Genomic DNA, 19,382 nt, shown 5'->3' with positions numbered 1-19,382 from the left:
GACGGATGGAGCTGCCATCCGGCTTTGTCATCGTTAACATGAGCGTGCCGCCGAGGCTGCACGCATCAGGAGTCGTCGATCGGCCGGCGCAGGAGTCCTCGCCTCGCCGGCGGGACTTCAAGAGTCCCGAATCCGTGCTGACCTGCCTGCTGCCGGGCCGCCGCGATCTTCGTCAGGCCGCGTCGCGGTACCGGGCGTGTGACAACCCGGCGGCTCGCGGCGGCTCTCCCGGCAGCGGCTCAGGGATCCGGCGCAGGCACACGCCCCCGGATCGGCTCACCTGAAGATCCAGTGCTGGTTGGCGGCGCCGTTGGAGTCCCAGATCTGGACGGGAGCGCCGTTGCCGGTCTGACCACCGGGGATCTCCAGCGCCCGGCCGCTGGCGACGTTGGTCAGCGTGTAGGAGCCGTCGCTGTTCTGGCCGGCCCGCCAGTGCTGGTTGGCGCCGCCGTTGGCGTCCCAGACCTGCATCCTCGTCCCGTTGCCGGTCTGGTTGCCCGGCTCGTCCAGTGCCCGGCCGCTGGCGACGTTGGTCAGCGTGTAGGAGCCGTCGCTGTTCTGGCCGGCCCGCCACTGCTGGTTGGAGGCACCGCTGGCGTCCCATACCTGGAGCTGGGTGCCGTTGCCGTTCTGTCCTGCGGGCTCGTCGAGCACGCGTCCGGCGGCCACGTCGGAGAGCGTGTAGACGGTGCCGGAGACGATGCCCCCGCCCGGCGTGCCGCCGCTGCCGCCCCCGCCCAGGGCGGTGAGTACCGCACTGTAGGCGGGCTTCTTGTTGCCGCTGTTGTCGAACAGCAGCGGGTTCTCGCCGGTGCGCCAGGAATCGCTGTCCCGGATGCCCCATGCCGTGATGCCCGTGCAACGAGCGACGTTGAGGCAGGCCTTGACGGTGTTGCCGTAAGCGGTGGCGGACGCCTGGGCGATGTCGAGTTCGGTGATCTGGACGTCCACACCGAGTGCGGCGAAGTTGGACAGGGTGGTCTGGAAGCTGGCCGGCGGCCCGCCGGTGCCGAAGTGGCTCTGGAAGCCGACACAGTCGATGGGCACGCCTCGGGACTTGAAGTCCTTGACCATGCTGTAGACGCCCTGGGTCTTGGCGTCGGACCAGTTCTCGATGTTGTAGTCGTTGTAACAGAGCTTGGCCGAGGAGTCGACGGTCCGGGCGGTACGGAAGGCCTCCTCGATGAAGCCGTTGCCCAGCACGTTCTGGAACACCGAGCTGCGGTGCTGGGTGCTCCCGTCGGCGAAGGCCTCGTTGACCACGTCCCAGGCGTAGATCTTGCCCTTGTAGTGGGTCATCTCCTGGGTGATGTGGTTGTTCATCACGCTGCGCAGCGTGGTTGCGTCGGTGATGGAGCTGACCCAGTTGGGCAGTTGGGAGTGCCATACCAGGGTGTGGCCGCGCATCTTCTGGCCGTGGGCGGAGGCGTGGTTGACGATCGAGTCTCCGGCGGCGAAGTTGAACGACCCGCGGGAGGGTTCCACGGCGTCCCACTTCATCTCGTTCTCCGGGGTGACCATGTTGAACTCCCGGTCGAGAACGGTGGAGTACGTCGAGTCCCCGAGCTTGCCCGAGGCCACTGCGGTGCCGAAGTAGCGGCCGCTGCCGGCCGCTGCCGCACCCAGCGTGGTTGCCCCGGCGGCATGAGCCGCAGGGCTCGCGGTCACGGCCGTTACCGAGCTGACGACCATGCATGCGGCCGCCGTCAGGGCCTTACGGAGACGGGGGTTCTTGTCGAGCCATGGCATGACGGATCGTTCTCCTTGGGTGGGGGATGCCTGCGCACCGGTCGCGGACCGGCGTCACGTCCTGACGGTTGTGCGAGCGCGTACTCGGCCGAGCCGTTCCTGTCGGCCAGGGCGGCCAGGGCGGCCGGGGTGTGTCGGGGAGGCGATGCCTGGTCCCGCCCACGTACGGGGCGGGCCGGTTGACACGCCGCGCACACCGTTGCGGGTTCGGCCGACGGGAGGGGCGGGACCGGCTGTACGACTATCTGTTAGCGCTAACAATTTGCGGTGAGTGCGCCCGCCGTGTGCAGGCAAATCTCTGACAGGCCAGGCGCGTTGTCAATACTTTGTGCGGCGGTGGACCGTCAGCTGGCGCTGCAGGGGACCTTCGGCCGGGTGGTGCCGCCGTGGGCGGCCGTTGCTGCGGTTCCTGGGGTGGGAAAGCTCACTGGAGTGATCCGTCCTGCCGACGAATGGGGTGGGGGAGGGTACTGCTCTGCGCCGCCGCTGACCGCGAAGGGATGGATCGGCCGGACGGCGGCGCGCGGCGGTGCACGTGGCCGACTTGTCATCAACATCGTTACGCCCGGGACCGATTGGCGAATGCACCTCGGCTCCGATCCCGTTCGGACTTGTCGACGGCGACAAGGTTGGTCCGCGCCCGGCGGGCTGTCAAGACTTTCGGTTGCAAGCTCGAAAGTATCGCCCCGGCTTTGCTCGGCAAGGCGCTGGTCAGAGGCTCAATGGCCGATGCAGGCCCAAGAACTTGACCAGCGCCTGGTCGATTCCCCGTGTCCACCCTGCCTCGCCGGCACAACTCGGGCAGCACGTTCTCGAAAGTTTCGGAAGCCCCGACGCCGTTCTGGCCCTCGCTGCGGGACGGAATGACGGGACGACGATGACGGAGCAGCCCTCAGCGGTGGTGGCCGGGAAGGCGGGCAAGCAGGAGGTTCGGGTCCTCGGCCGTGATGTAGGCGGCGCTGAGGACGTACACCTCTTTGCCGCGCAGTGCGACGGAGGTGGGGTTCTGGAGTCCGTCGTCGGTGTCCAGAAAGGTGGTGCTGGTGCCGTCGGGCCGGATGAGCACGACCTTGCCGGGGGCGTTGAGTGCGGCGAGCACCTCGTTGCCACGTCCGGTGAAGGCGAAGTCGTCGATGCCGGCCAGTCCGGTTGCCCGCACCTGCGGCACTCCCGCCGTGTTGCCGTGACGGATCGGGATGCGCACGAGCGTGCCCTTGTCGAGGTTGGTCACCCAGAGCGCGCCGTCGTGGACCTTCGCGCCGTTGGCGCCGAGGAAGCCGGTCGAAGCGAGCTCCGAGGCCCTCGACCAGGCGGTGGGCCGGCCCCCGGAGAGGGGGACGGTCCACACGGTGCCGAGCACCGAGTCGGTGATGTAGAACTGCTCACTGTGCGGGTCCAGTGCCAGACCGTTGGGCAGGCCGTCCGGGGGCAGTGCGGCGATGCGCTCCGGTGCCTTGCCGGGGGCCAGCCGCCACAGGCCCGTCAGGTCGGCGGTGCCGGTCGCGTACAGCGCGTACGTCCTTCCGTCCTCGGCCTGGACGATGCCGGTGGTCAGGGGGAAGCCGAGAGCAGGGGTCCCGGTACCGCCGTCGGCGGGTGCGGGCAGGGTCGCCAGGACCCGGGTGCTGCCCCCGGGGGTGATCTGGGCGATCTGGCGGCTGCCGGCGAAGGTGACGTTGGCCGTGCCGTCGGGCAGCAGGGCGATGTTCTCCGGCATCTGGCCTGCTGCCAGGTCGAAGTGATTGGCGATCCGAATGTGACTCAGGGGCTTCTGCGTCACCGGGGTGGCCTCGGCAGGGAGGGCCACGGCGACGGCCGTCGCGGCGACGGTGGCGACCAGGCTGATTCGCTTGAGCATGGGTTCCTTCTCTGTTGTCCGGCATGCGGGCAGGCCGCAGCCGGGGGAGTGCCGGAGGCATGCGAAGGCCGACCGGCGGAGGTGGACGCGGCGCCGTGGACCTATGGGCGTCCTCGACCGCGGAAGGGGCCCGGAGAGGGGCCCTCCCGGGTCAGGAGGGACGGGGTTCGGCGCCCCTGCGGGGCCGGACCGCCTCGCTCGCGCCGCCGGCCCGGCCCAGGAGGCTGAGGGCCGCCGCGGACGCGGACCCCGGGGCGGCCGTGGCGATCACCACGGCAGGGCCGGTTCCCTGCGGACTCTGGAGCGTCTGCTGGGTGACGGTCAAGGTCCCGACCGTGGGGTGGTGCATCTCGTAGTCGGCGACGTCGCAGGCCAGGATCCGGTGGTCGGCCCACATGGCCGCGAACTCCGGGCTCCGCACGGTCAGTTCACCGACGAGCCCGGCCAGCAGCGGATCCTGCGGATACCGGCCGGCGGTCAGGCGCAGGTTGCCGACCACGGCCCGGGCCTTGGCAGGCCAATCGGTGTAAAGGTCCCGGGTGTGAGCGTCGAGGAACACCAGCTTCGCCATGTTCGGCCGACGACCCGGTTCAGCGGGGCTGCCCCGGTCGAAGTGGCCGGCGAACAACGCGTGACCCTGCGCGTTCCAGGCCAGCACGTCAGCACGGCGGCCCATGACGACGGTGGGGGTGCCCTCGAGAGCTGCCAGCAACGCGCCGGTGGCCGGGGTGACCCGCTCGGGACGGGGACGGAGTGCGGCTCTGCCCCGCTCCGGCGCACGGGCGAGCTCGTGCAGATGCGCCCGCTCGGACTCGTCCAGGTGCAGGGCAGTCGCGATGGCATCGAGCACCTCACGCGAGGCGTTGCGCGACCGGCCCTGCTCGAGCCGGGCGTAGTAGGGCGCGCTGATGCCGGCGAGCATCGCCAGCTCCTCCCGCCGCAATCCCGGCACCCGGCGCCGCTCGCCGTAGGTCCGCAACCCGACATCCTCGGGACGCAGAAGGCCCCGGCGTGCCTGGAGGAAGTCGGCGAGCTGCCCGTGCTGGTTCATGGCACCGAGTATGCGCAGCGCCACCGAGCCGTGCCGCACCCTGCGGGGGTGCGGATCGGCTGGGTCTGGCTCCTTCCCGCACCGGCCTCCACGATGAGCCGCATCACCCCTGTGCCGTCTTCACCCTCGGGAGAACCCATGAGCACCACAACGTCCCGGAGCGCCGCTGCCGGTCCGCGAAATCCGCTGATCGGCCTGGATCTGACGCCCTTCACATTCACCAGGCGGTGCTGGGTCGACCTGGTGCCGGACTCCGTGTATCCCCTGATCAGCGACGTGTCCCTGATCGAGACGTGGAGCCCGAGCGCCAGCGCCGTGAACTACGAGCCGGGAGGCGGCCCATGGGTCGGCGCATGGTTCAGCGGCCGCAACCGTCGCGACGGGCGTGAATGGGTCACGCGCTCCGAGGTGGTGCGGGCCGATCCGGGTTCCGCGTTCGCGTTCGTCGTCGGCGGAGCCGAGCAAGGCATCGTGCGCTGGGACTGGCACCTCTACGAGCAGGGCACCGGCACCATCGTCCGGCAGACCTGGCGACTGCTGCGCGCCGACCCGGTCCTGGGCGACACCCCCGAGGCTCTCCACGCCCTGCGGGACCATATGGCGAACAGCGCCGAGGCCACCCTGCTCTCCCTGGCGGAGTGGATCGCGGGCCGCCGCGTTCGGTGACCTTCCAGGCCGGAGAAATGCCGCCCGCCGAGTTCTCTGCCCCCGCACTGTCCTCGGCACACCGGTTCGGTCGGTTCGCGGCCGGGGACGCTCGTGCTGTTCAGGGCGGCGCCCGTAGTGGGTGACCGCTCGTCAGCGAGGGGCTGAGCCGGCGGGGAACGGCGCGCCGTGACCGGGGACGATGACGTCCGCGCCGGCCAGCACCCGCAGCCGGGAGGCGTGAAGTTGGGTGGGATCGGGCGCGACCGGGTCGACCACGGGGCCGTTCGGCCGCCACCACAGGTCGCCGACGAACGCGACCACGCCCTCAGCCGTCCCGGCGAGCAGGGTGATGTCCTCGGCGCTGTGCCAGGGGGTCCGGATGAGCCTCAGTGACGGGCTGAGCACCCCGCACGCCTGGCTGCTGAACCAGCGCCTCGGCCGCGCCGAGGAACTGCTGGAGACCACCGATCTGCCGGTCGAGGAGGTGCCCGCCGGGTCGGTTACGGCAGCGCGGCGGTCCTGCGCGAACAGTTCGTCCGGCGCCGTGGTGTCCCGCCGAAGGCCTACCGCCGCACCTTCGCCCGGACCATACGGTCCGGCTGACCCGGCTGACCCGGCTGACCCGGCTGACCCGGCCGACCCCGCCGGCCCGGTCGGCCCGGTCGACCGGAGTGCCGCCCGGGCGGTGTCAGCCGAGGTCGGGTCCGTCGTGCCGGGTGGTGTCGTGGGCGGCCAGCGCGGCGCGCAGGGTCAGCTGGTCGGCGCCCCGGGCGGCGTCCAGGCCGGTGAGTTCGGTGGCCCTGCGCAGGCGGTAGTCGACGGTGTTGGGGTGCACCTGGAGCCGGGCGGCCGCCCGGCGGCGGTCGAGGCCGCAGGCCAGGAAGGTGCGCAGTGTGTCGAGCAGTTCGGGGCGGTGGGCCAGCGGGGTGAGCAGTGCGGCGAGTCCGGCCCTGGCCGGGCTCGGGCGGCTCAGCTGGTACTCCAGCAGGACGTCGTCGAGGAGGTACAGCCCGGGGCCGCGGCCGGACGCCCGGGCCACCTCCCGTACCTCGCCGACCAGCCGGGCGGCGGCCGCCACGCCGTCCGGTGCGGCGGCCGCCGCGGCCACCAGCAGTTCGGCGCCGCAGGCCCGGGCTAGGTGGTCGACCAGCCGGGAGAGCCGGTCCCGGTCCGTGCTGCCGAAGTCGGCCGGCGGGGTCTCGGAGGGGATCAGCACCAGTCCGCCGTTCCCGGACAGCACGGACAGCGGGACGCCCGCGCTCTGGCGCTGCAGTTCGTTGCGCAGCCGCCGGAGTTTGCGGCGGGCGGCGACGCCGTGGTTCACGCCGGGTGACAGCTCGTCGGGGTGCGCTCCCATGGTGATGCCCAGGACCAGGTAGCAGGGCGGCAGCGGGAGGCCGGCGCGGTCGGCCGCGGTCCGCGGGTCGCCGCCCTCCAGCAGCCTGGAGAGCAGTGCCTGCCGGGCGACCTGTTCGTCACCCAGCGCGGCCTGCCGCTCCTGGACGTACCCGGACGCGACCGCGCAGCTCACCAGCCGGAGGTAGCCGAGCAGCTGCTGCTGGACGAGCAGCACGTCCGGCAGGTCGCCCGGTCCGGCGGCGCCGAGGACCTGGGCCGCGCACTCCTGCGCGGCGAAGTGGTACGCCCCGACGACGGCCTCCAGCGGTACGCCCTCGTCCGCGCGCCGGGCCGATGATTCGCTGATCCTGGCGAGTTCGTCCGCTCCGGGCAGTTCCCCGGTGCGCAGCACGGCGGTGAAGGCCCGGATCCCGCGGTCCACCGCCCGGGTGATCTCGCCGCGGAGCTGTTCGGAGGGGAGCGCGCCGTAGGCGGGGAGCTGCTCGACGAGCCGGGCCATCACCGCGGGAGCCAGGGCGGGCGCGGCGGCCCTCAGCCGCTCGTGGACGGGTATGCCGTCGAGCTGCGGGGCAACGTCGCGTTCCGCCGCCTTGGACGCGGTCACAATCCACCTCGCGAATCTCTGGTGCACGGCCCGGGGACACGGCGCCGTACCGCCGGCATCATGGTTTCCGGGAAGTTACTTACCAGTTGGTAACACGCCTGCCGGTGGACCACCAGAGGTGCGCAGAGCCCGAACGCGCCGTCCACCGGACCCTCACACCCCCATGCACGCCACACCCCCATGCACGCCACACCCCCATGCACGCCACACCCCCCACCCGTACCGGAGGACCGCCTTGCCCGCGCGAAAGGCCGCCGTGCCCCCACCCGCCGCCGTACCGATGCGCTGACCGGCGCCGTCCGGACGGCCGGTCCGCCGCCCGCGCGCCCGCGCCCGCCACCCTCCGCCCGGAGCTGCCCGGCGGCACCCTGAACACCCCGCGACCGGGCCGGCGCCACCGGAGCGCCACGCCGTCCAGGTCCACGGACCGGATGCCCGACCACCCGTCAGGCCCCGGACAGGGCCGGGCGACGAGCGCGAAGCCGGCGCCGCCGCCCTGCCCTGCCGCACCGCCGTACGGCGGTGTCGCTTCCGTACGGCGGCGCCGCCCTCGGTGGCCTGCACCGCACCGGATGCCGAAGAACCCCAAGACCACGAAATTCCCGTCCCACGAACCGGGGGAGTCATGCGCAAGAACCTGTCTCGGCTGCTCGCCGTCGCCGTCACCGCCGCCCTGGCCGCAACGCCCGTTGCCGCCGTCGCGAGCCCGGCCGCGGCAGCCGCACCGTCGGCCGCCGCCGCGAGCGACCCGTTCTACACCTACGACGGCAGCGCGCCGCTGGCCTCGCTCGCGCCGGGCACCGTCCTGAAGACCCGGACCCTGCAGTACCACCTCCTGGGACTGCCCACCCCGGTCAAGGCGATCCAGCTGCTCTACCGCACCACCGACGCCCAGGGCCGACCCGCCGCCAACGTCACCACCGTGGTGCGAAGCCTGACGGGCGACGGCGGCAAGGCGGTCTCCTACCAGTCGTTCTACGACTCCCTCGACCCGCAGGACAGCCCCTCCCGAGCCGTCGCCGGCGACCTCACCCTCGGCGGGCTGCTCCCGAACGTCGAGGCGCTCTTCCTGGTGCCGCTCCTCGCGCAGGGCTACAACCTCGTCATCCCGGACACCGAGGGGCAGAGCGCCGACTTCGCGGCCGGCCCCGAGTACGCGACCAACACCCTGGACTCGATCCGTGCCGCGACCAGATCCGCGGCCACCGGGATGAACGGCGACACCACCTTCGGCCTGATGGGCTACTCGGGCGGTGCCATCGCGACCGACTGGGCGGCCGCACTCGCACCGGGCTACGCGCCGGACGTCAACAGCAGGCTGGTCGGCTTCACCGAGGGCGGCCTGCTGGTGGACCCGGCACACAACCTCAAGTACGTCGACGGCTCCCTGGTGTGGAGCGGGGTCATCCCGATGGCGGTCATCGGGGTCTCGCGCTCCTTCGGCATCGACCTCAAGCCCTACCTGAGCGACTACGGCCTGACGGTGTACCAGCAGCTGGAGCACGGGTCGATCGTCGACGCGCTGGGCCACTTCCCGGGGTTGACCTGGAAGAAGATGGCGAAGCCGCAGTACGCCGACCCGAACTCGGTACCGGCCTTCCTCGCCGCGGTGAACAGGATCAACCTCGGCTCGGCCCCCACCCCGACCGTCCCCGGCTACATCGCGCAGGGCAACGGGGGTGTGCTGGAAGGGACCTTCGGCAACCCCGCCGGCATCGGGACCGGCGACGGGGTCATGGTGGCCGGCGACGTCCGGGCCCTCGCCCGGCAGTACTGCGCCACCGGCGACGGCCGGATCAAGTTCCAGCAGTTCGACCTGCTGAGCCACGTGGGTGTCCCCGTGGTCTGGGCGCCGCTCGCCATCGGCTGGCTGGGCGACCGGTTCGCGGGCCGGACCGCCCCCTCCGACTGCGGTCACATCCCGGCCGGGAACTCCCTGGCCCCGGAGCAGGCGGCGCCGGCCTCCCGACCGTGAACCCGGCCGGAGCACGCGCCCGCGCGCGAGCCCGGTCGCTGTAGCGGCGACGACCGGACCTGTGGTCGGTTCGACCTGCCGACCACAGGTCCGGCACCCGGGGCGGGTTCGTCCTCGGCCCGCCGCGGCCGCGCGGCCGTGCCCGACGGGGCGTCAGTCGTTGCGCTCCGCCGCCGGAACACGTTCTCCGTCGGATTCAGCTGACGGCGATTCCGCTGGCGGCGGATGGGGGTGGACCGACCGGCACATCGCTGACCAGAGTGTTCGGCATGCGACTTCTCATGCTCGGTGGATCCGGTTTCGTCGGACGCGCCATAGTCAACGAAGCCTTGTCCCGCGACTGGGACGTGACCCTTCTTCATCGCGGCAATCGCCGCCCGCCGTCCGGGGCGACCGTCCTCCGGGGGGACCGGACCGCCCCCGACGGACTGGCCGCGCTCGGTGCCGGCGCATGGGACCTGGTGGTGGACACCTGGTCCGCGCGCCCCTCGGCCGTACGTGACGCCGCGGACGCCCTCGCGAAGCGCGCCGACCGGTACGTGTACATCTCCAGCGGCTCCGTCTACGCCGACCCGGTCGACCACAAGGCCGCCGAGAGCGGCGTCCTGCTGGACGGCTCGCCCGACGACGGCGACGTGCCCTACCCGCGGGCCAAGCGTGGCGGGGAACTCGCCGTCACCGGCGCCTTCGGCGAGGAGCGCTCCCTGCTGCTGCGCGCCGGACTGATCCTCGGCCCGGGCGAGGACGTGGGCCGCCTCACCTGGTGGCTGGACCGGATCGCCCGTGGCGGCCCGGTGCTCGCCCCCGGCCCGCGCGACCTGCCGCTCCAGTACATCGACACGCGTGACCTCGCCGTCTGGGCCCTGGAAGCCGCCGTGCGTGGGCTGTCCGGCCCGTACAACCTGGTGAGCAGGCCCGGTCACGCCACCATGGGTGAGCTGCTGGAGTCGTGCGTGGCGGCGACCGGATCGGACGCGGAGCTGCGCTGGACCGACCCCGGGCGGATCGCCGCCGCCGGGATCGCACCGTGGACGGAGCTGCCGATCTGGGCACCGCCGGGCGAGCTGCACGAGTTCCTGTACGGCGCCGAGACGTCCAAGGCGTTCGCGGACGGGCTGCGCTGCCGGCCGGTCGCCGAGACCGTCGCCGACACCTGGGCGTGGCTGAAGGAGCTGGGCGGGGTCTCGCCGCAACGTCCCGACCGCCCGGTCCTCGGGCTGTCCCCGGAGGCCGAGAGCGCCGCACTGCGCGGCTGACGGCTGCTGCCCGCCGCTGCCCGCTGCGGGCCGAGGGGCCGTAGGCCGGCACCGTCCCGGAGACGGGACGCTGCTCCCCGGTGAGCGCCCGGCCCGGCCGGCGCCGCCCCGTCCGCGACGACCTGTCCGCGGGCGTCCCTCGGCGCCGGGCACCGCTTCAACTCCACGACGAAACCTGCCTCCTGCTGGGATCACCACCGTCCCGGCGGCGGCGGAGGTCTTCGGATCGGCGGGAGCCTTCGACCCGGACGCCACCCGGGCGGCCCTCGACCGCGCTCGACCTACCCGTCCTGGTCCTCGCGGGGGAGTGCGACCAGGCCTCGACGCCGCAGGTCCTGGCCCGCTTCGCCGCGCTGTCCCCGCGCGCCGGGTCCGTCCTCCAGCCGGGCGTGGGCCGCCACCCCTGGCTGGACGACGCGGACGGCTTGGTGTCGACCACGGCGCGGTTCCCGAACCGAGGTGGCCGGTCCGGCCGTCCGGCAGCCGGGACGGCCGGGTGGGCGGTGGCCCGGGCATGGCGGGGGTAGGCGATGCCGGAGGCCCGGGCGGCTCCGAGCACGGCCCCGTCCGAGGTGACGCAGGCCGCATCCCGCGCCGGGACATGGCGGGAGTGTTGCCCCGGATGGCGTTTCCGTGAAGCGCTTGAGTGCCGTTGATCGGTGTGTGAGTGTGGGGACGGAAGTCCGGTGATCGGAATCCGGACCGTGCAAGTCGAACCGCGCCGCTCGGCGGCGGGCCTGTCGCGGAGGACGGAGGAACCGGTGCCGGCGCACTCGCAGCCCCTTCAGCGGCTGGGATTCCTGACCATCGGACTGTTCGACCCGGCCGACCCCGGCCAGGGCCACGAGTCCACGCTGCGGATCATCGAGCTCGGCGAGCAGCTGGGATTCGACAGCGCGTGGGTGCGTCACCGGCACCTGCAGTACGGGATCTCCTCGCCCGTCGCGGTGCTGGCGGCGGCCACCCAGCGGACCAGTCGCATCGAACTGGGCACCGCGGTCATCCCGTTGGGGTGGGAGAACCCGCTGCGACTGGCCGAGGACCTGGCGACCGTCGACCTGCTGTCCGGCGGCAGGCTCAATCCCGGCATCAGCGTCGGGCGCCCCGGGCAGTACGACCGGATCGCGTCCGCGCTCTACCCCGACACCGCCGAGGCCGAGGACTTCAGCTACGAGCGGGTACGGCGCCTGCTGGACTTCGTCCGCGGCAAGCCGGCCACCGACTTCAGCGGGGTCGAGGGCATCGAGGTGTACTCCGACCGGGTCCAGCCGGTCGCGCCCGGCCTGGCGGACCGGATCTGGTACGGCGGCGGCAGTCTGCGCTCGGCCCGGTGGGCGGGCGAGCAGGGACTGAGCCTGCTGACCAGCAACGTGCTGCAGGCCGAGGAGTCGGAGGACTTCGCCGAGACCCAGCGCTCGCAGATCGCCGCCTTCCGGGCCCGTCACCCCGAAGGCGCGCGCGCCCGGGTTTCCCAGGGGCTGGTGGTCATCCCCACCGACGGCGCGTCGGCGCGACAGCGGGCCAAGTACCAGGAGTACGTGCGGAGCCGGACCGCGCGCACCGCCGAGCCGCAGGGGCCGGCCCGGACGATGTTCGCGCGGGACCTGATCGGGACGTCCGCCGAGATCGCCGAACAGCTGTACGCGCACGCCGGGTTCAGGGAGGTCGACGAAGTCGTCTTCGCACTGCCGTTCTCCTTCGACCACGAGGACTACGTGCAGATCCTGACCGACATCGCCACCGGTCTCGGGCCCGCGCTCGGGTGGCGGCCCGCTCCCTGAGGCCTTCCCGGCACGGTCAGGAGCGCCCCGGCGGAGTCCGGGGCGCTCCTGACGTCTTCCGGGAGCCGGCCACCGGCCGGTCCTGGGCGGCGCCGGTCGGCTCGGCCCTCGAACTCGGTTCCGCCGCCCGGGTCTTCCGCCCCTCCGTGGCGCCGCCGACCCGCCGCGTCCGGCGTCCGCCGACCGGCGCGGGGCCGACCGGACCGCGGGTGCGAGAGGCGCGTCCCACCATGCGGGACGGTCGGGTCTCCCTTGCCGAGACCCTTGACGTGGCGCGGATGCGGGTCGAGACTCCGAAGCAGGAATCGTCGAACGTAGGCGGGAGAACCGTGAGGCATGCGGAGCCGGTGATCGATGGCGTGGCTCACGCCGTCCGGTTGCTCCCGATGCTGACCTGCCGTCGCCACATCGACCTGCAACGGGTGTGCAGCAGCATGGCAGGGGCGCCTGCCCCCGACAGCCCGGCAGCCGTTCTCCTCTGACCCCGCTGCGGGCAGTCGCATGTCCTGAGCTGCGACCTTCTCTCCCCCCACCCTCCTCGCCGTACGCGTGTCCGCGTACCGCCGACTCCTGGGAGACCCATGTCCGCCTCGTCCCCGTTCTCCGCAGGCGCCCTCCGCGGCCGCATCGGCCATGACGCCCGCAGCGGCTACTACCCCGTACCGCACCGCTACCGGCTCCACCTCACCCTCGCCTGTCCGCACTGTCTGCAGATCGCCGTCACCCACAGCCTGCTCGGCCTCGACGACATCCTGCCGGTGACCCTGCTGCCCGCGCTGCCGGACGACGGCGACGACGGGTACCTGGCCCTGCGGCCGCTGTACGAGGCGACCTCGCACCAGCACCCCGGACCGGCCGCGGCGCCCGTGCTCAGCGACGACTGGAGCGGCCGGATCGTCAGCACCGACCCGGCCGAGATCCTCCTCGACCTGGCCGGGCGGTTCCCCGGCCCGGACCTCCACCCGCGCGGCGCCGGTCCGGCGATCGCGGCGGTCCGGCAGCTGTGCGAGCTGAGCATCAACACCCCTGCTCAGCGCGCGGGTCAGGCCGACGCCACCCCCGCCGAGCGCGCCGGGGCGCTGGAGGTCCTGCTCGACGGGCTGGCCGCGATCGAGCGCCGTCTGGACTTCCAGCCGTACCTGCTGGGCGAGGAGCTGACCCTCGCGGACGTGGAGCTCTGGGTGACCCTCGTCCGGCTGGACACCGTGCACCGCTGGCACCTGGACGCCGCCGCCGTCCAGGACATCGCCGGGCACTCCCAGGTGTGGGCGTACGCCGGCCGGCTGGCCGGACATCCCGCCTTCGGCCGCCACCTCGACCTGGACGGCATCGCGCGCCGTCACCACAGGCGCTGCCTGGGTCAGGAGGCCGCCGGAGCGGCGATCCAGATCGTGGACTGGGCCGAGCACGCGCAGCGGCGGGTGTACTCCGGCTGAGTGCGGCAGGGCACGGCCGGCCGGGCCCGTGGCGAGGCCGGCGGGAGGGTCAGGCGTCGGCGGCGAAGGCGAGGAAGCGGCAGAGGCTGGTAGAACAGGGCTGTGCGGTACGGCAGTTCGAGTGAGCGGTGGACCCGCCGGGGCGGACCGGTCGACCGGTGGGTGAGGCCCCGCACCGCCCCTGATGGGAGAGTGCATGGCCGTCGTCGCACCGCGGATTCCGGATCCGCGCGCGGAGGGGAGCCGGCTGGCGTACCGCGATCCGACCTACGCGGAGATCGAGGGCTTCCGGCCGCTGCTGCTGGACCTGTTCGTGCCGGCGGGGGCACCGGACCCGGTGCCCCCGCCGGTATGGATCCACGGCGGGCCCTGGCTGGGGTGATCACCCCGGGTCTCTGCGCCGTCAACCTCGTCCGGGACCGGGGCAACGCCACAGCGCCACCCATCGCCTGGCCGCCGGCGGTGACCGCTTGTTCAGGTAGCGGCGGCCCGCGGCGCCGTACCGCTCCACGTCCCGCGGGCCGCCGACCTCGCGCAGCCCGTGGCCGGGCCGCCGGCCGCCCGGTGCGAACCGTCCCCTCTGCTTCGCAACAGCTCCCCCCGCAACAGGCTTGAGGAATCATCAGCTTCGTCGACCCGCCTTCGCGGGCGGGCGGCAGCTGGAAGAATCACCTGGGCAGCCATCGGTGTCTCGGGATTCGGCAGGGCCGTTGTTCATGGAACCCCTCAAGGTCGGCGATCCGCGACAGGTGGGCCAGTACCACCTGCTGGGGCGGCTCGGTCGCGGCGGGATGGGCCAGGTGTACGTGGGCCGGTCGCGCGGTGGCCGGGCGGTCGCGGTGAAGGTGGTCCACCCCGAGATCGCCGGCGACGCGCGGTTCCGCCGCCGGTTCGCCCAGGAGGTCGCCGCCGCGCGACGGGTCGGTGGCTTCTACACCGCCCAGGTGGTGGACGCGGATCCCGGTGCCGACCCGCCCTGGCTGGTCACCGCCTACGTCCCCGGCCCGTCGTTGCAGCAGGCGGTCGACGCGCACGGGCCGTTGCCCGCCGAGGCCGTCGGCGCCCTGGGGGCCGGACTGGCGGAGGCGCTGACCGCGATCCACGGCGCGGGCCTGGTGCACCGTGACCTCAAGCCCGGCAACATCATCCTCGCCGGCGACGGCCCCCGGGTGATCGACTTCGGCATCTCCCGGGTCATGGACGCGACGCACGTCTCGACCAGCATCGTGGGAACTCCCGGATTCCTCTCCCCCGAGCAGGCGAAGGGGCTGGACGTCGGGCCGCCCGGCGACGTGTTCGCCCTGGGCGCGGTGCTGATGTTCGCCGCGACCGGACGCGGCCCCTTCGGTGCGGGGTCGATCGAATCGGTCGTGTACCGGATCGTGCACGGCGACCCCGACCTGACCGGGCTCCCGGCGCCCCTCACCGAGCTGGTCGGGGCGTGCCTGGCCAAGGACCCGGCAGCACGGCCCGCCCTGGCCGACGTCCTGCACCAGCTGGCCGGGCCCGCCGCGACGACGGGCCGGTGGGTCCCGTCCGCCGTCAGCACCATGATCGTCGATCGCGAGAGCGAGCTGTCGGACCAGCTGGGCACGCTCTCGATGACGGTCACCGCGCCCGACCCGTCGGCCGCGCGCACCACGTCGCTGGGGCACGTCCCCCCGTTCGGTCCGCCGGTGCCGCACCGGCCGCGCCGCACCGCGCTGCGGGCCTTGACCGCGGTGTGCGCCGTGGTGCTCGCCGCCGGCGGCGCGATGGGCATCAGGGCCGCGCTGGCCGGCATCGGAGACCGGGCGCAGGGCGCGGCTCCGTCCCAGCGGCAGGGCACCACGCCGCTGCCGACCGCTCCCGCCGGCAGCCGGGGGCTGCCGTCGGCCCCGGCGCCGAGCAGCCCGGCGCCGTTGCCGGCGCTCCCGGTGAAGAGCCCCGCCGCACCGTCGGCGTCCGCGCCGGGCCGGGTCACCAACACCTCCAGCGGACTGTGCGTCGACACCGAAGGCCCGCAGCGGGCCGACGTGACCCTGCGCATCAGCGACTGCGGATACTTCAGCGGCCAGATCTGGAGCTACGGCGGGTCCGGCCACTCCGTCGTCAACCCGCCCAGCGGGCTGTGCCTCGACACCGCGGGACCGCCGGTCGCCGGACTCGACGTGGTGCTCAGGCCGTGCGGGAACTTCACCGGACAGCTGTGGGAGTACGACCCCCTCACCTACCGGTTCACCAATCTGCCCAGCGGCCTGTGCCTGGACACGGCCGGCCCTCCGGCCGACTACGTCAAGCTGGTGCTCAACACCTGCGGGGACTTCACCGGCCAGAGCTGGCGGATGTGAGGGGGCGACGGCCCGGCCGGAGGTCACGTACGCCCGCCGGCCGGGCCCCGGGAGCGGACCGACCGGGCCGTCGTGCCCGGTCGGTCCGCTCGGGGGCGGTGCGGGGCCTGGGGCCCGTCCGCCGGACCGGGCCCTAGCCGGCCGCCGTCGGCTGACGGGTGGCGAGGGCGTCCTGGGGCCGGCCGGGCAGGGCCTGGAGGATCGCGTCCACGCTCTGCTTGGCGTCGCCGAAGAGCATGCCGCTGTTCTCGCGGAAGAACAGCGGGTTCTGGACGCCCGCGTAGCCGGACGCCATCGAGCGCTTGAAGACGATCACCTGCTCCGCCTCCCACACCCGCAGCACCGGCATCCCGGCGATGGGGCTGGACGGGTCGTCGAGGGCGGCCGGGTTGACGGTGTCGTTGGCGCCGATGACGAGGACGACGGAGGTGTCGGAGAAGTCGTCGTTGATCTCGTCCATCTCCAGGACGATGTCGTACGGCACCTTCGCCTCCGCCAGCAGCACGTTCATGTGCCCCGGCAGGCGTCCGGCCACCGGGTGCACGCCGAAGCGCACCTCGACGCCGCGCTCGCGCAACCGGCGCGTCAGCTCCGCCACCGGGTGCTGTGCCTGGGCCACCGCCATCCCGTAGCCGGGCGTGATGATCACGGACCGGGCCCGGGCGAGCAGCTCGGCGGTCTCCTCGGCGCGGATCTCGCGGTGCTCCCCCTGCTCCTCGTCCCCGCCCGCGGGGGCCTCGACGCCGAACCCGCCGGCGATGACCGAGAGGAAGGAGCGGTTCATCGCCCGGCACATGATGTACGACAGGTAGGCGCCGGAGGAGCCGACCAGGGCCCCGGTGACGATCAGCAGGTTGTTGTCGAGCAGGAAGCCCGCGGCGGCGGCGGCCCAGCCCGAGTAGCTGTTCAGCATCGAGACCACGACGGGCATGTCGCCGCCGCCGATCGAGGCGACCAGGTGCCAGCCGAGGGCCAGGGCCAGGACGGTCACCGCGATCATCAGGCCCAGGTTCGGACCCGCGGTGAACCAGGCCGTCAGCCCCGCGAACGCGGCCAGCGCGCCCAGGTTGAGGATGTTCTTGCCGGGCAGCGTCAGCGGGCGCGAGGCGATCCGGGCGGACAGCTTCAGGAAGGCCACGACGGAGCCGGTGAAGGTGACCCCGCCGATGAAGATGCCGATGAAGACCTCGGCGTGGTGGATGCCCAGCAGGTCGCCGGTGACCAGCGTCTGGGCGGTGCCGTGCGCCTCGACCTCCAGGTAGCCGTTCCAGCCGACCAGGACGGCGGCGAGACCGACGAAGCTGTGCAGCACGGCGATGAGTTCGGGCATCTGCGTCATCTCGACCCGCCGCGCCCGCCAGAGTCCTGCCGCGCCGCCGAGCACCATCGCGACGACGATCAGGGCGACCGCGCCCGCGGTGATGCTCTGCGCCGCGAGCACGACGGTGGCGACCAGCGCGAGGGCCATGCCGGCGATGCCGTAGACGACGCCGGCGCGCGAGGTCCGGTGCTGCGACAGCCCGGCCAGGCTGAGGATGAACAGCAGGGCGGCGACCAGGTCCGCGGCGTGCGAGGCCGTGGTGGATGTCATCGGGCTCAGCGCCTTTCGGGGGCGGTCGAGAACATGTTCAGCATGCGGCGGGTGACGGCGAAGCCGCCGAAGATGTTCACGCTCGTCAGCAGGATCGCCACGGCCGACAGCGTGGTGACGACCCAGCTCTCGTGCCCGATCTGCACCAGGGCGCCGATCACCACGATCCCGGAGATCGCGTTGGTCACCGACATCAGCGGGGTGTGCAGGGCGTGGTGGACCTTGCCGATGACGTAGTAGCCGATCACCACCGCCAGCGCGAACACCGTGAAGTTCTCCGCGAGTTGGGCCGGCGCGAAGGCGATCAGCAGGAAGACCGCCAGCATCCCCAGGCCGAGCAGGCCGAACCGCACCGCAGGGGTGAGCCGGGACTGCTTCGGCTCCGCCGGCGCGGCCGGGGCCGAGGGTGCGGCGCCGGGCGCCGCCGACACGGCCACCGGCGGTGGCGGCCAGGTGACCTCGCCCTCCCGGACCACCGTCACGGCCCGCTGGACCACGTCGTCGAAGTCGACGACCAGCCGGCCGTCCTTGCCGGGGGTCAGCAGCTTCAGCAGGTTCACCAGGTTGGTGGCGAACAGCTGTGACGCCTGGGTGGCCAGCCGTCCGGCCAGGTCGGTGTAGCCGATGATGGTGACACCGTTGCCGGTGACCACCGCCCGGCCGGGCACGGTGCCCTCGACGTTGCCGCCCTGCGCGGCCGCCATGTCGACGATCACACTGCCCGGCTTCATCGCGGCCACGTCCTCGGCCGTGACCAGCCGCGGGGCGGGACGGCCGGGGATCAGCGCGGTCGTGACGATGATGTCCACGTCCTTGGCCTGCTCGTGGTAGAGCGCGGCGGCGGCGCGGTCGTAGTCCTCCGAGGTCGCCCGGGCGTAGCCGTCCGTGCCGGACTCCTGGGCGACGTCCACGGGCAGGTACTCACCGCCCAGCGAGCGCACCTGGTCCGCGACCTCCGGCCGCGGATCGGTGGCGCGGACGATCGCGCCCAGACTGGACGCCGCGCCGATGGCGGCGAGCCCGGCCACGCCGACGCCCGCCACGAGCACCTTGGCCGCCGGGACCTTGCCCGCGGCGGTGACCTGGCCGGTGAAGAAGCGTCCGAACACGTGGGCCGCCTCGATCACCGCCCGGTACCCCGCGATGTTCGCCATCGAGCTGAGCACGTCCATCGACTGCGCCCGCGAGATCCGCGGGACGGCGTCCAGCGCCAGCGCCGTGACGCCGCGCGACGACAGCTCCCGCACCAGCTCGGGGCGCTGCGCCGGAGCGAGCAGGCCGACGAGGGTGGTGCCGGCGCGCAGCCGGGCCGTCTCGTCGTCCGACGGCGCGTTGACCTTGAGGACCACCTCGGCGGCCCAGGCGTCGCCGATGCTCGCGCCGGCCTCGGTGTAGGCCTCGTCGGTGAATCCGGAGGCGGTGCCCGCCTGCGACTCGACGACGACCTGGTAGCCGAGGCCGAGCAACTGCCGCACCGTCGCGGGCGTCGCCGCGACGCGGGTCTCCCCGGGTGTCGACTCGGCGACCACGCCGATGCGCTGGGGTGGGTGGTGGGTCGGGACCTGTGCAGACATGTCTGGTGTCTCTCTCGTCGGAGGCGCTGCTGACCGGGCATCTGCGACAGCGGAGGACTGATTCACCCGCTGGCGCAGGAACGTACACCTACCCGGCGCCCGGACCGATACCGTGAGGCAGTGATTAGCCTCACTGCGTGAACGGAGGCGGCGGACGGGTGGTCCCCACC

At 72.9% G+C, this 19,382-nt stretch carries 12 protein-coding genes and 2 pseudogenes; 7 read left to right on the top strand and 7 right to left on the bottom strand.

Translation table 11 applies throughout. The annotated features are described in order from the left end of the window. Window positions 1-279 precede the first annotated feature (279 nt). The 3 genes and pseudogenes from J2S46_RS07205 to J2S46_RS07195 all read right to left on the bottom strand — a co-directional run. Window positions 280-1,692 (bottom strand): annotated as a pseudogene (locus J2S46_RS07205) (glycoside hydrolase family 10 protein); the annotation flags it as partial. 949 nt (window positions 1,693-2,641) lie between these two features. Continuing rightward, window positions 2,642-3,607: a hypothetical protein gene (locus J2S46_RS07200; RefSeq protein WP_191290838.1), complete on the bottom strand. Its 966-nt coding sequence runs from the start codon at window positions 3,605-3,607 to the stop codon at window positions 2,642-2,644. 151 nt (window positions 3,608-3,758) lie between these two features. After that, window positions 3,759-4,658 (bottom strand): helix-turn-helix domain-containing protein, encoded by a 900-nt coding sequence (locus tag J2S46_RS07195; protein WP_191290839.1) that lies wholly within the window; start codon window positions 4,656-4,658, stop codon window positions 3,759-3,761. A gap of 138 nt (window positions 4,659-4,796) precedes the next feature. Here J2S46_RS07195 and J2S46_RS07190 point away from each other — a divergent pair, with 138 nt between their 5' ends. After that, the gene (locus tag J2S46_RS07190; protein WP_191290840.1) at window positions 4,797-5,324 is read left to right on the top strand and encodes an SRPBCC family protein; all 528 of its coding nucleotides are present in this window, start codon (window positions 4,797-4,799) and stop codon (window positions 5,322-5,324) included. A 132-nt stretch (window positions 5,325-5,456) separates the two neighbouring features. Here the strand turns inward: J2S46_RS07190 and J2S46_RS07185 are convergent. Both J2S46_RS07185 and J2S46_RS07175 read right to left on the bottom strand, forming a co-directional pair. After that, window positions 5,457-5,714, bottom strand: a pseudogene (locus J2S46_RS07185) (MBL fold metallo-hydrolase); the annotation flags it as partial. Between the two features lie 280 nt (window positions 5,715-5,994). Next, window positions 5,995-7,269 carry a PucR family transcriptional regulator gene (locus J2S46_RS07175; RefSeq protein WP_191290841.1) on the bottom strand — a complete coding sequence of 425 codons (1,275 nt, stop codon included), beginning with the start codon at window positions 7,267-7,269 and terminating at the stop codon, window positions 5,995-5,997. A gap of 625 nt (window positions 7,270-7,894) precedes the next feature. On the opposite strand from J2S46_RS07175, the gene J2S46_RS07170 reads away from it, so the two are divergent. The 6 genes from J2S46_RS07170 to J2S46_RS07145 all read left to right on the top strand — a co-directional run bounded on the left by J2S46_RS07170 (window position 7,895) and on the right by J2S46_RS07145 (window position 16,047). Continuing rightward, the gene (locus J2S46_RS07170; protein WP_191290842.1) at window positions 7,895-9,244 is read left to right on the top strand and encodes a lipase family protein; all 1,350 of its coding nucleotides are present in this window, start codon (window positions 7,895-7,897) and stop codon (window positions 9,242-9,244) included. Between the two features lie 269 nt (window positions 9,245-9,513). Further along, window positions 9,514-10,500 (top strand): NAD-dependent epimerase/dehydratase family protein, encoded by a 987-nt coding sequence (locus J2S46_RS07165; RefSeq protein ID WP_191290843.1) that lies wholly within the window; start codon window positions 9,514-9,516, stop codon window positions 10,498-10,500. A 761-nt stretch (window positions 10,501-11,261) separates the two neighbouring features. After that, window positions 11,262-12,281: an LLM class flavin-dependent oxidoreductase gene (locus J2S46_RS07160; RefSeq protein WP_191290844.1), complete on the top strand. Its 1,020-nt coding sequence runs from the start codon at window positions 11,262-11,264 to the stop codon at window positions 12,279-12,281. Window positions 12,282-12,862: 581 nt separating this feature from the next. Then, window positions 12,863-13,717, top strand: a complete 855-nt coding sequence (locus J2S46_RS07155) for a glutathione S-transferase C-terminal domain-containing protein (protein WP_191290845.1) — start codon at window positions 12,863-12,865, stop codon at window positions 13,715-13,717. 196 nt (window positions 13,718-13,913) lie between these two features. Further along, window positions 13,914-14,099 (top strand): hypothetical protein, encoded by a 186-nt coding sequence (locus tag J2S46_RS07150; RefSeq protein ID WP_191290846.1) that lies wholly within the window; start codon window positions 13,914-13,916, stop codon window positions 14,097-14,099. A gap of 334 nt (window positions 14,100-14,433) precedes the next feature. Beyond that, complete coding sequence (locus J2S46_RS07145) at window positions 14,434-16,047, top strand: serine/threonine protein kinase (protein WP_191290847.1); 1,614 nt, start codon at window positions 14,434-14,436, stop codon at window positions 16,045-16,047. Window positions 16,048-16,180: 133 nt separating this feature from the next. Here the strand turns inward: J2S46_RS07145 and pntB are convergent, their stop codons facing one another. Continuing rightward, window positions 16,181-17,638, bottom strand: coding sequence for a Re/Si-specific NAD(P)(+) transhydrogenase subunit beta (pntB, locus tag J2S46_RS07140; protein WP_191290848.1), 1,458 nt, complete (start codon window positions 17,636-17,638; stop codon window positions 16,181-16,183). Between the two features lie 5 nt (window positions 17,639-17,643). Then, the gene (locus J2S46_RS07135) at window positions 17,644-19,212 is read right to left on the bottom strand and encodes a Re/Si-specific NAD(P)(+) transhydrogenase subunit alpha (protein ID WP_191290849.1); all 1,569 of its coding nucleotides are present in this window, start codon (window positions 19,210-19,212) and stop codon (window positions 17,644-17,646) included. Window positions 19,213-19,382: the final 170 nt, after the last annotated feature.

The organism is Kitasatospora herbaricolor (assembly GCF_030813695.1).
Lineage (GTDB): Bacteria > Actinomycetota > Actinomycetes > Streptomycetales > Streptomycetaceae > Kitasatospora > Kitasatospora herbaricolor.
Note: the sequence above shows the minus strand (reverse complement) of the source record. Positions and strands in the feature narration are given on the sequence as shown.

Excerpts from the sequence above, each read along its gene's own strand:
- pntB (WP_191290848.1), bottom strand. The coding sequence starts at position 17,638 with ATGACATCCACCACGGCCTCGCACGCCGCGGACCTGGTCGCCGCCCTG.
- J2S46_RS07195 (WP_191290839.1), bottom strand. The coding sequence starts at position 4,658 with ATGAACCAGCACGGGCAGCTCGCCGACTTCCTCCAGGCACGCCGGGGC.
- J2S46_RS07200 (WP_191290838.1), bottom strand. The coding sequence starts at position 3,607 with ATGCTCAAGCGAATCAGCCTGGTCGCCACCGTCGCCGCGACGGCCGTC.
- J2S46_RS07150 (WP_191290846.1), top strand. The coding sequence starts at position 13,914 with ATGGCCGTCGTCGCACCGCGGATTCCGGATCCGCGCGCGGAGGGGAGC.
- J2S46_RS07145 (WP_191290847.1), top strand. The coding sequence starts at position 14,434 with ATGGAACCCCTCAAGGTCGGCGATCCGCGACAGGTGGGCCAGTACCAC.
- J2S46_RS07135 (WP_191290849.1), bottom strand. The coding sequence starts at position 19,212 with ATGTCTGCACAGGTCCCGACCCACCACCCACCCCAGCGCATCGGCGTG.
- J2S46_RS07155 (WP_191290845.1), top strand. The coding sequence starts at position 12,863 with ATGTCCGCCTCGTCCCCGTTCTCCGCAGGCGCCCTCCGCGGCCGCATC.
- J2S46_RS07190 (WP_191290840.1), top strand. The coding sequence starts at position 4,797 with ATGAGCACCACAACGTCCCGGAGCGCCGCTGCCGGTCCGCGAAATCCG.
- J2S46_RS07165 (WP_191290843.1), top strand. The coding sequence starts at position 9,514 with ATGCGACTTCTCATGCTCGGTGGATCCGGTTTCGTCGGACGCGCCATA.
- J2S46_RS07170 (WP_191290842.1), top strand. The coding sequence starts at position 7,895 with ATGCGCAAGAACCTGTCTCGGCTGCTCGCCGTCGCCGTCACCGCCGCC.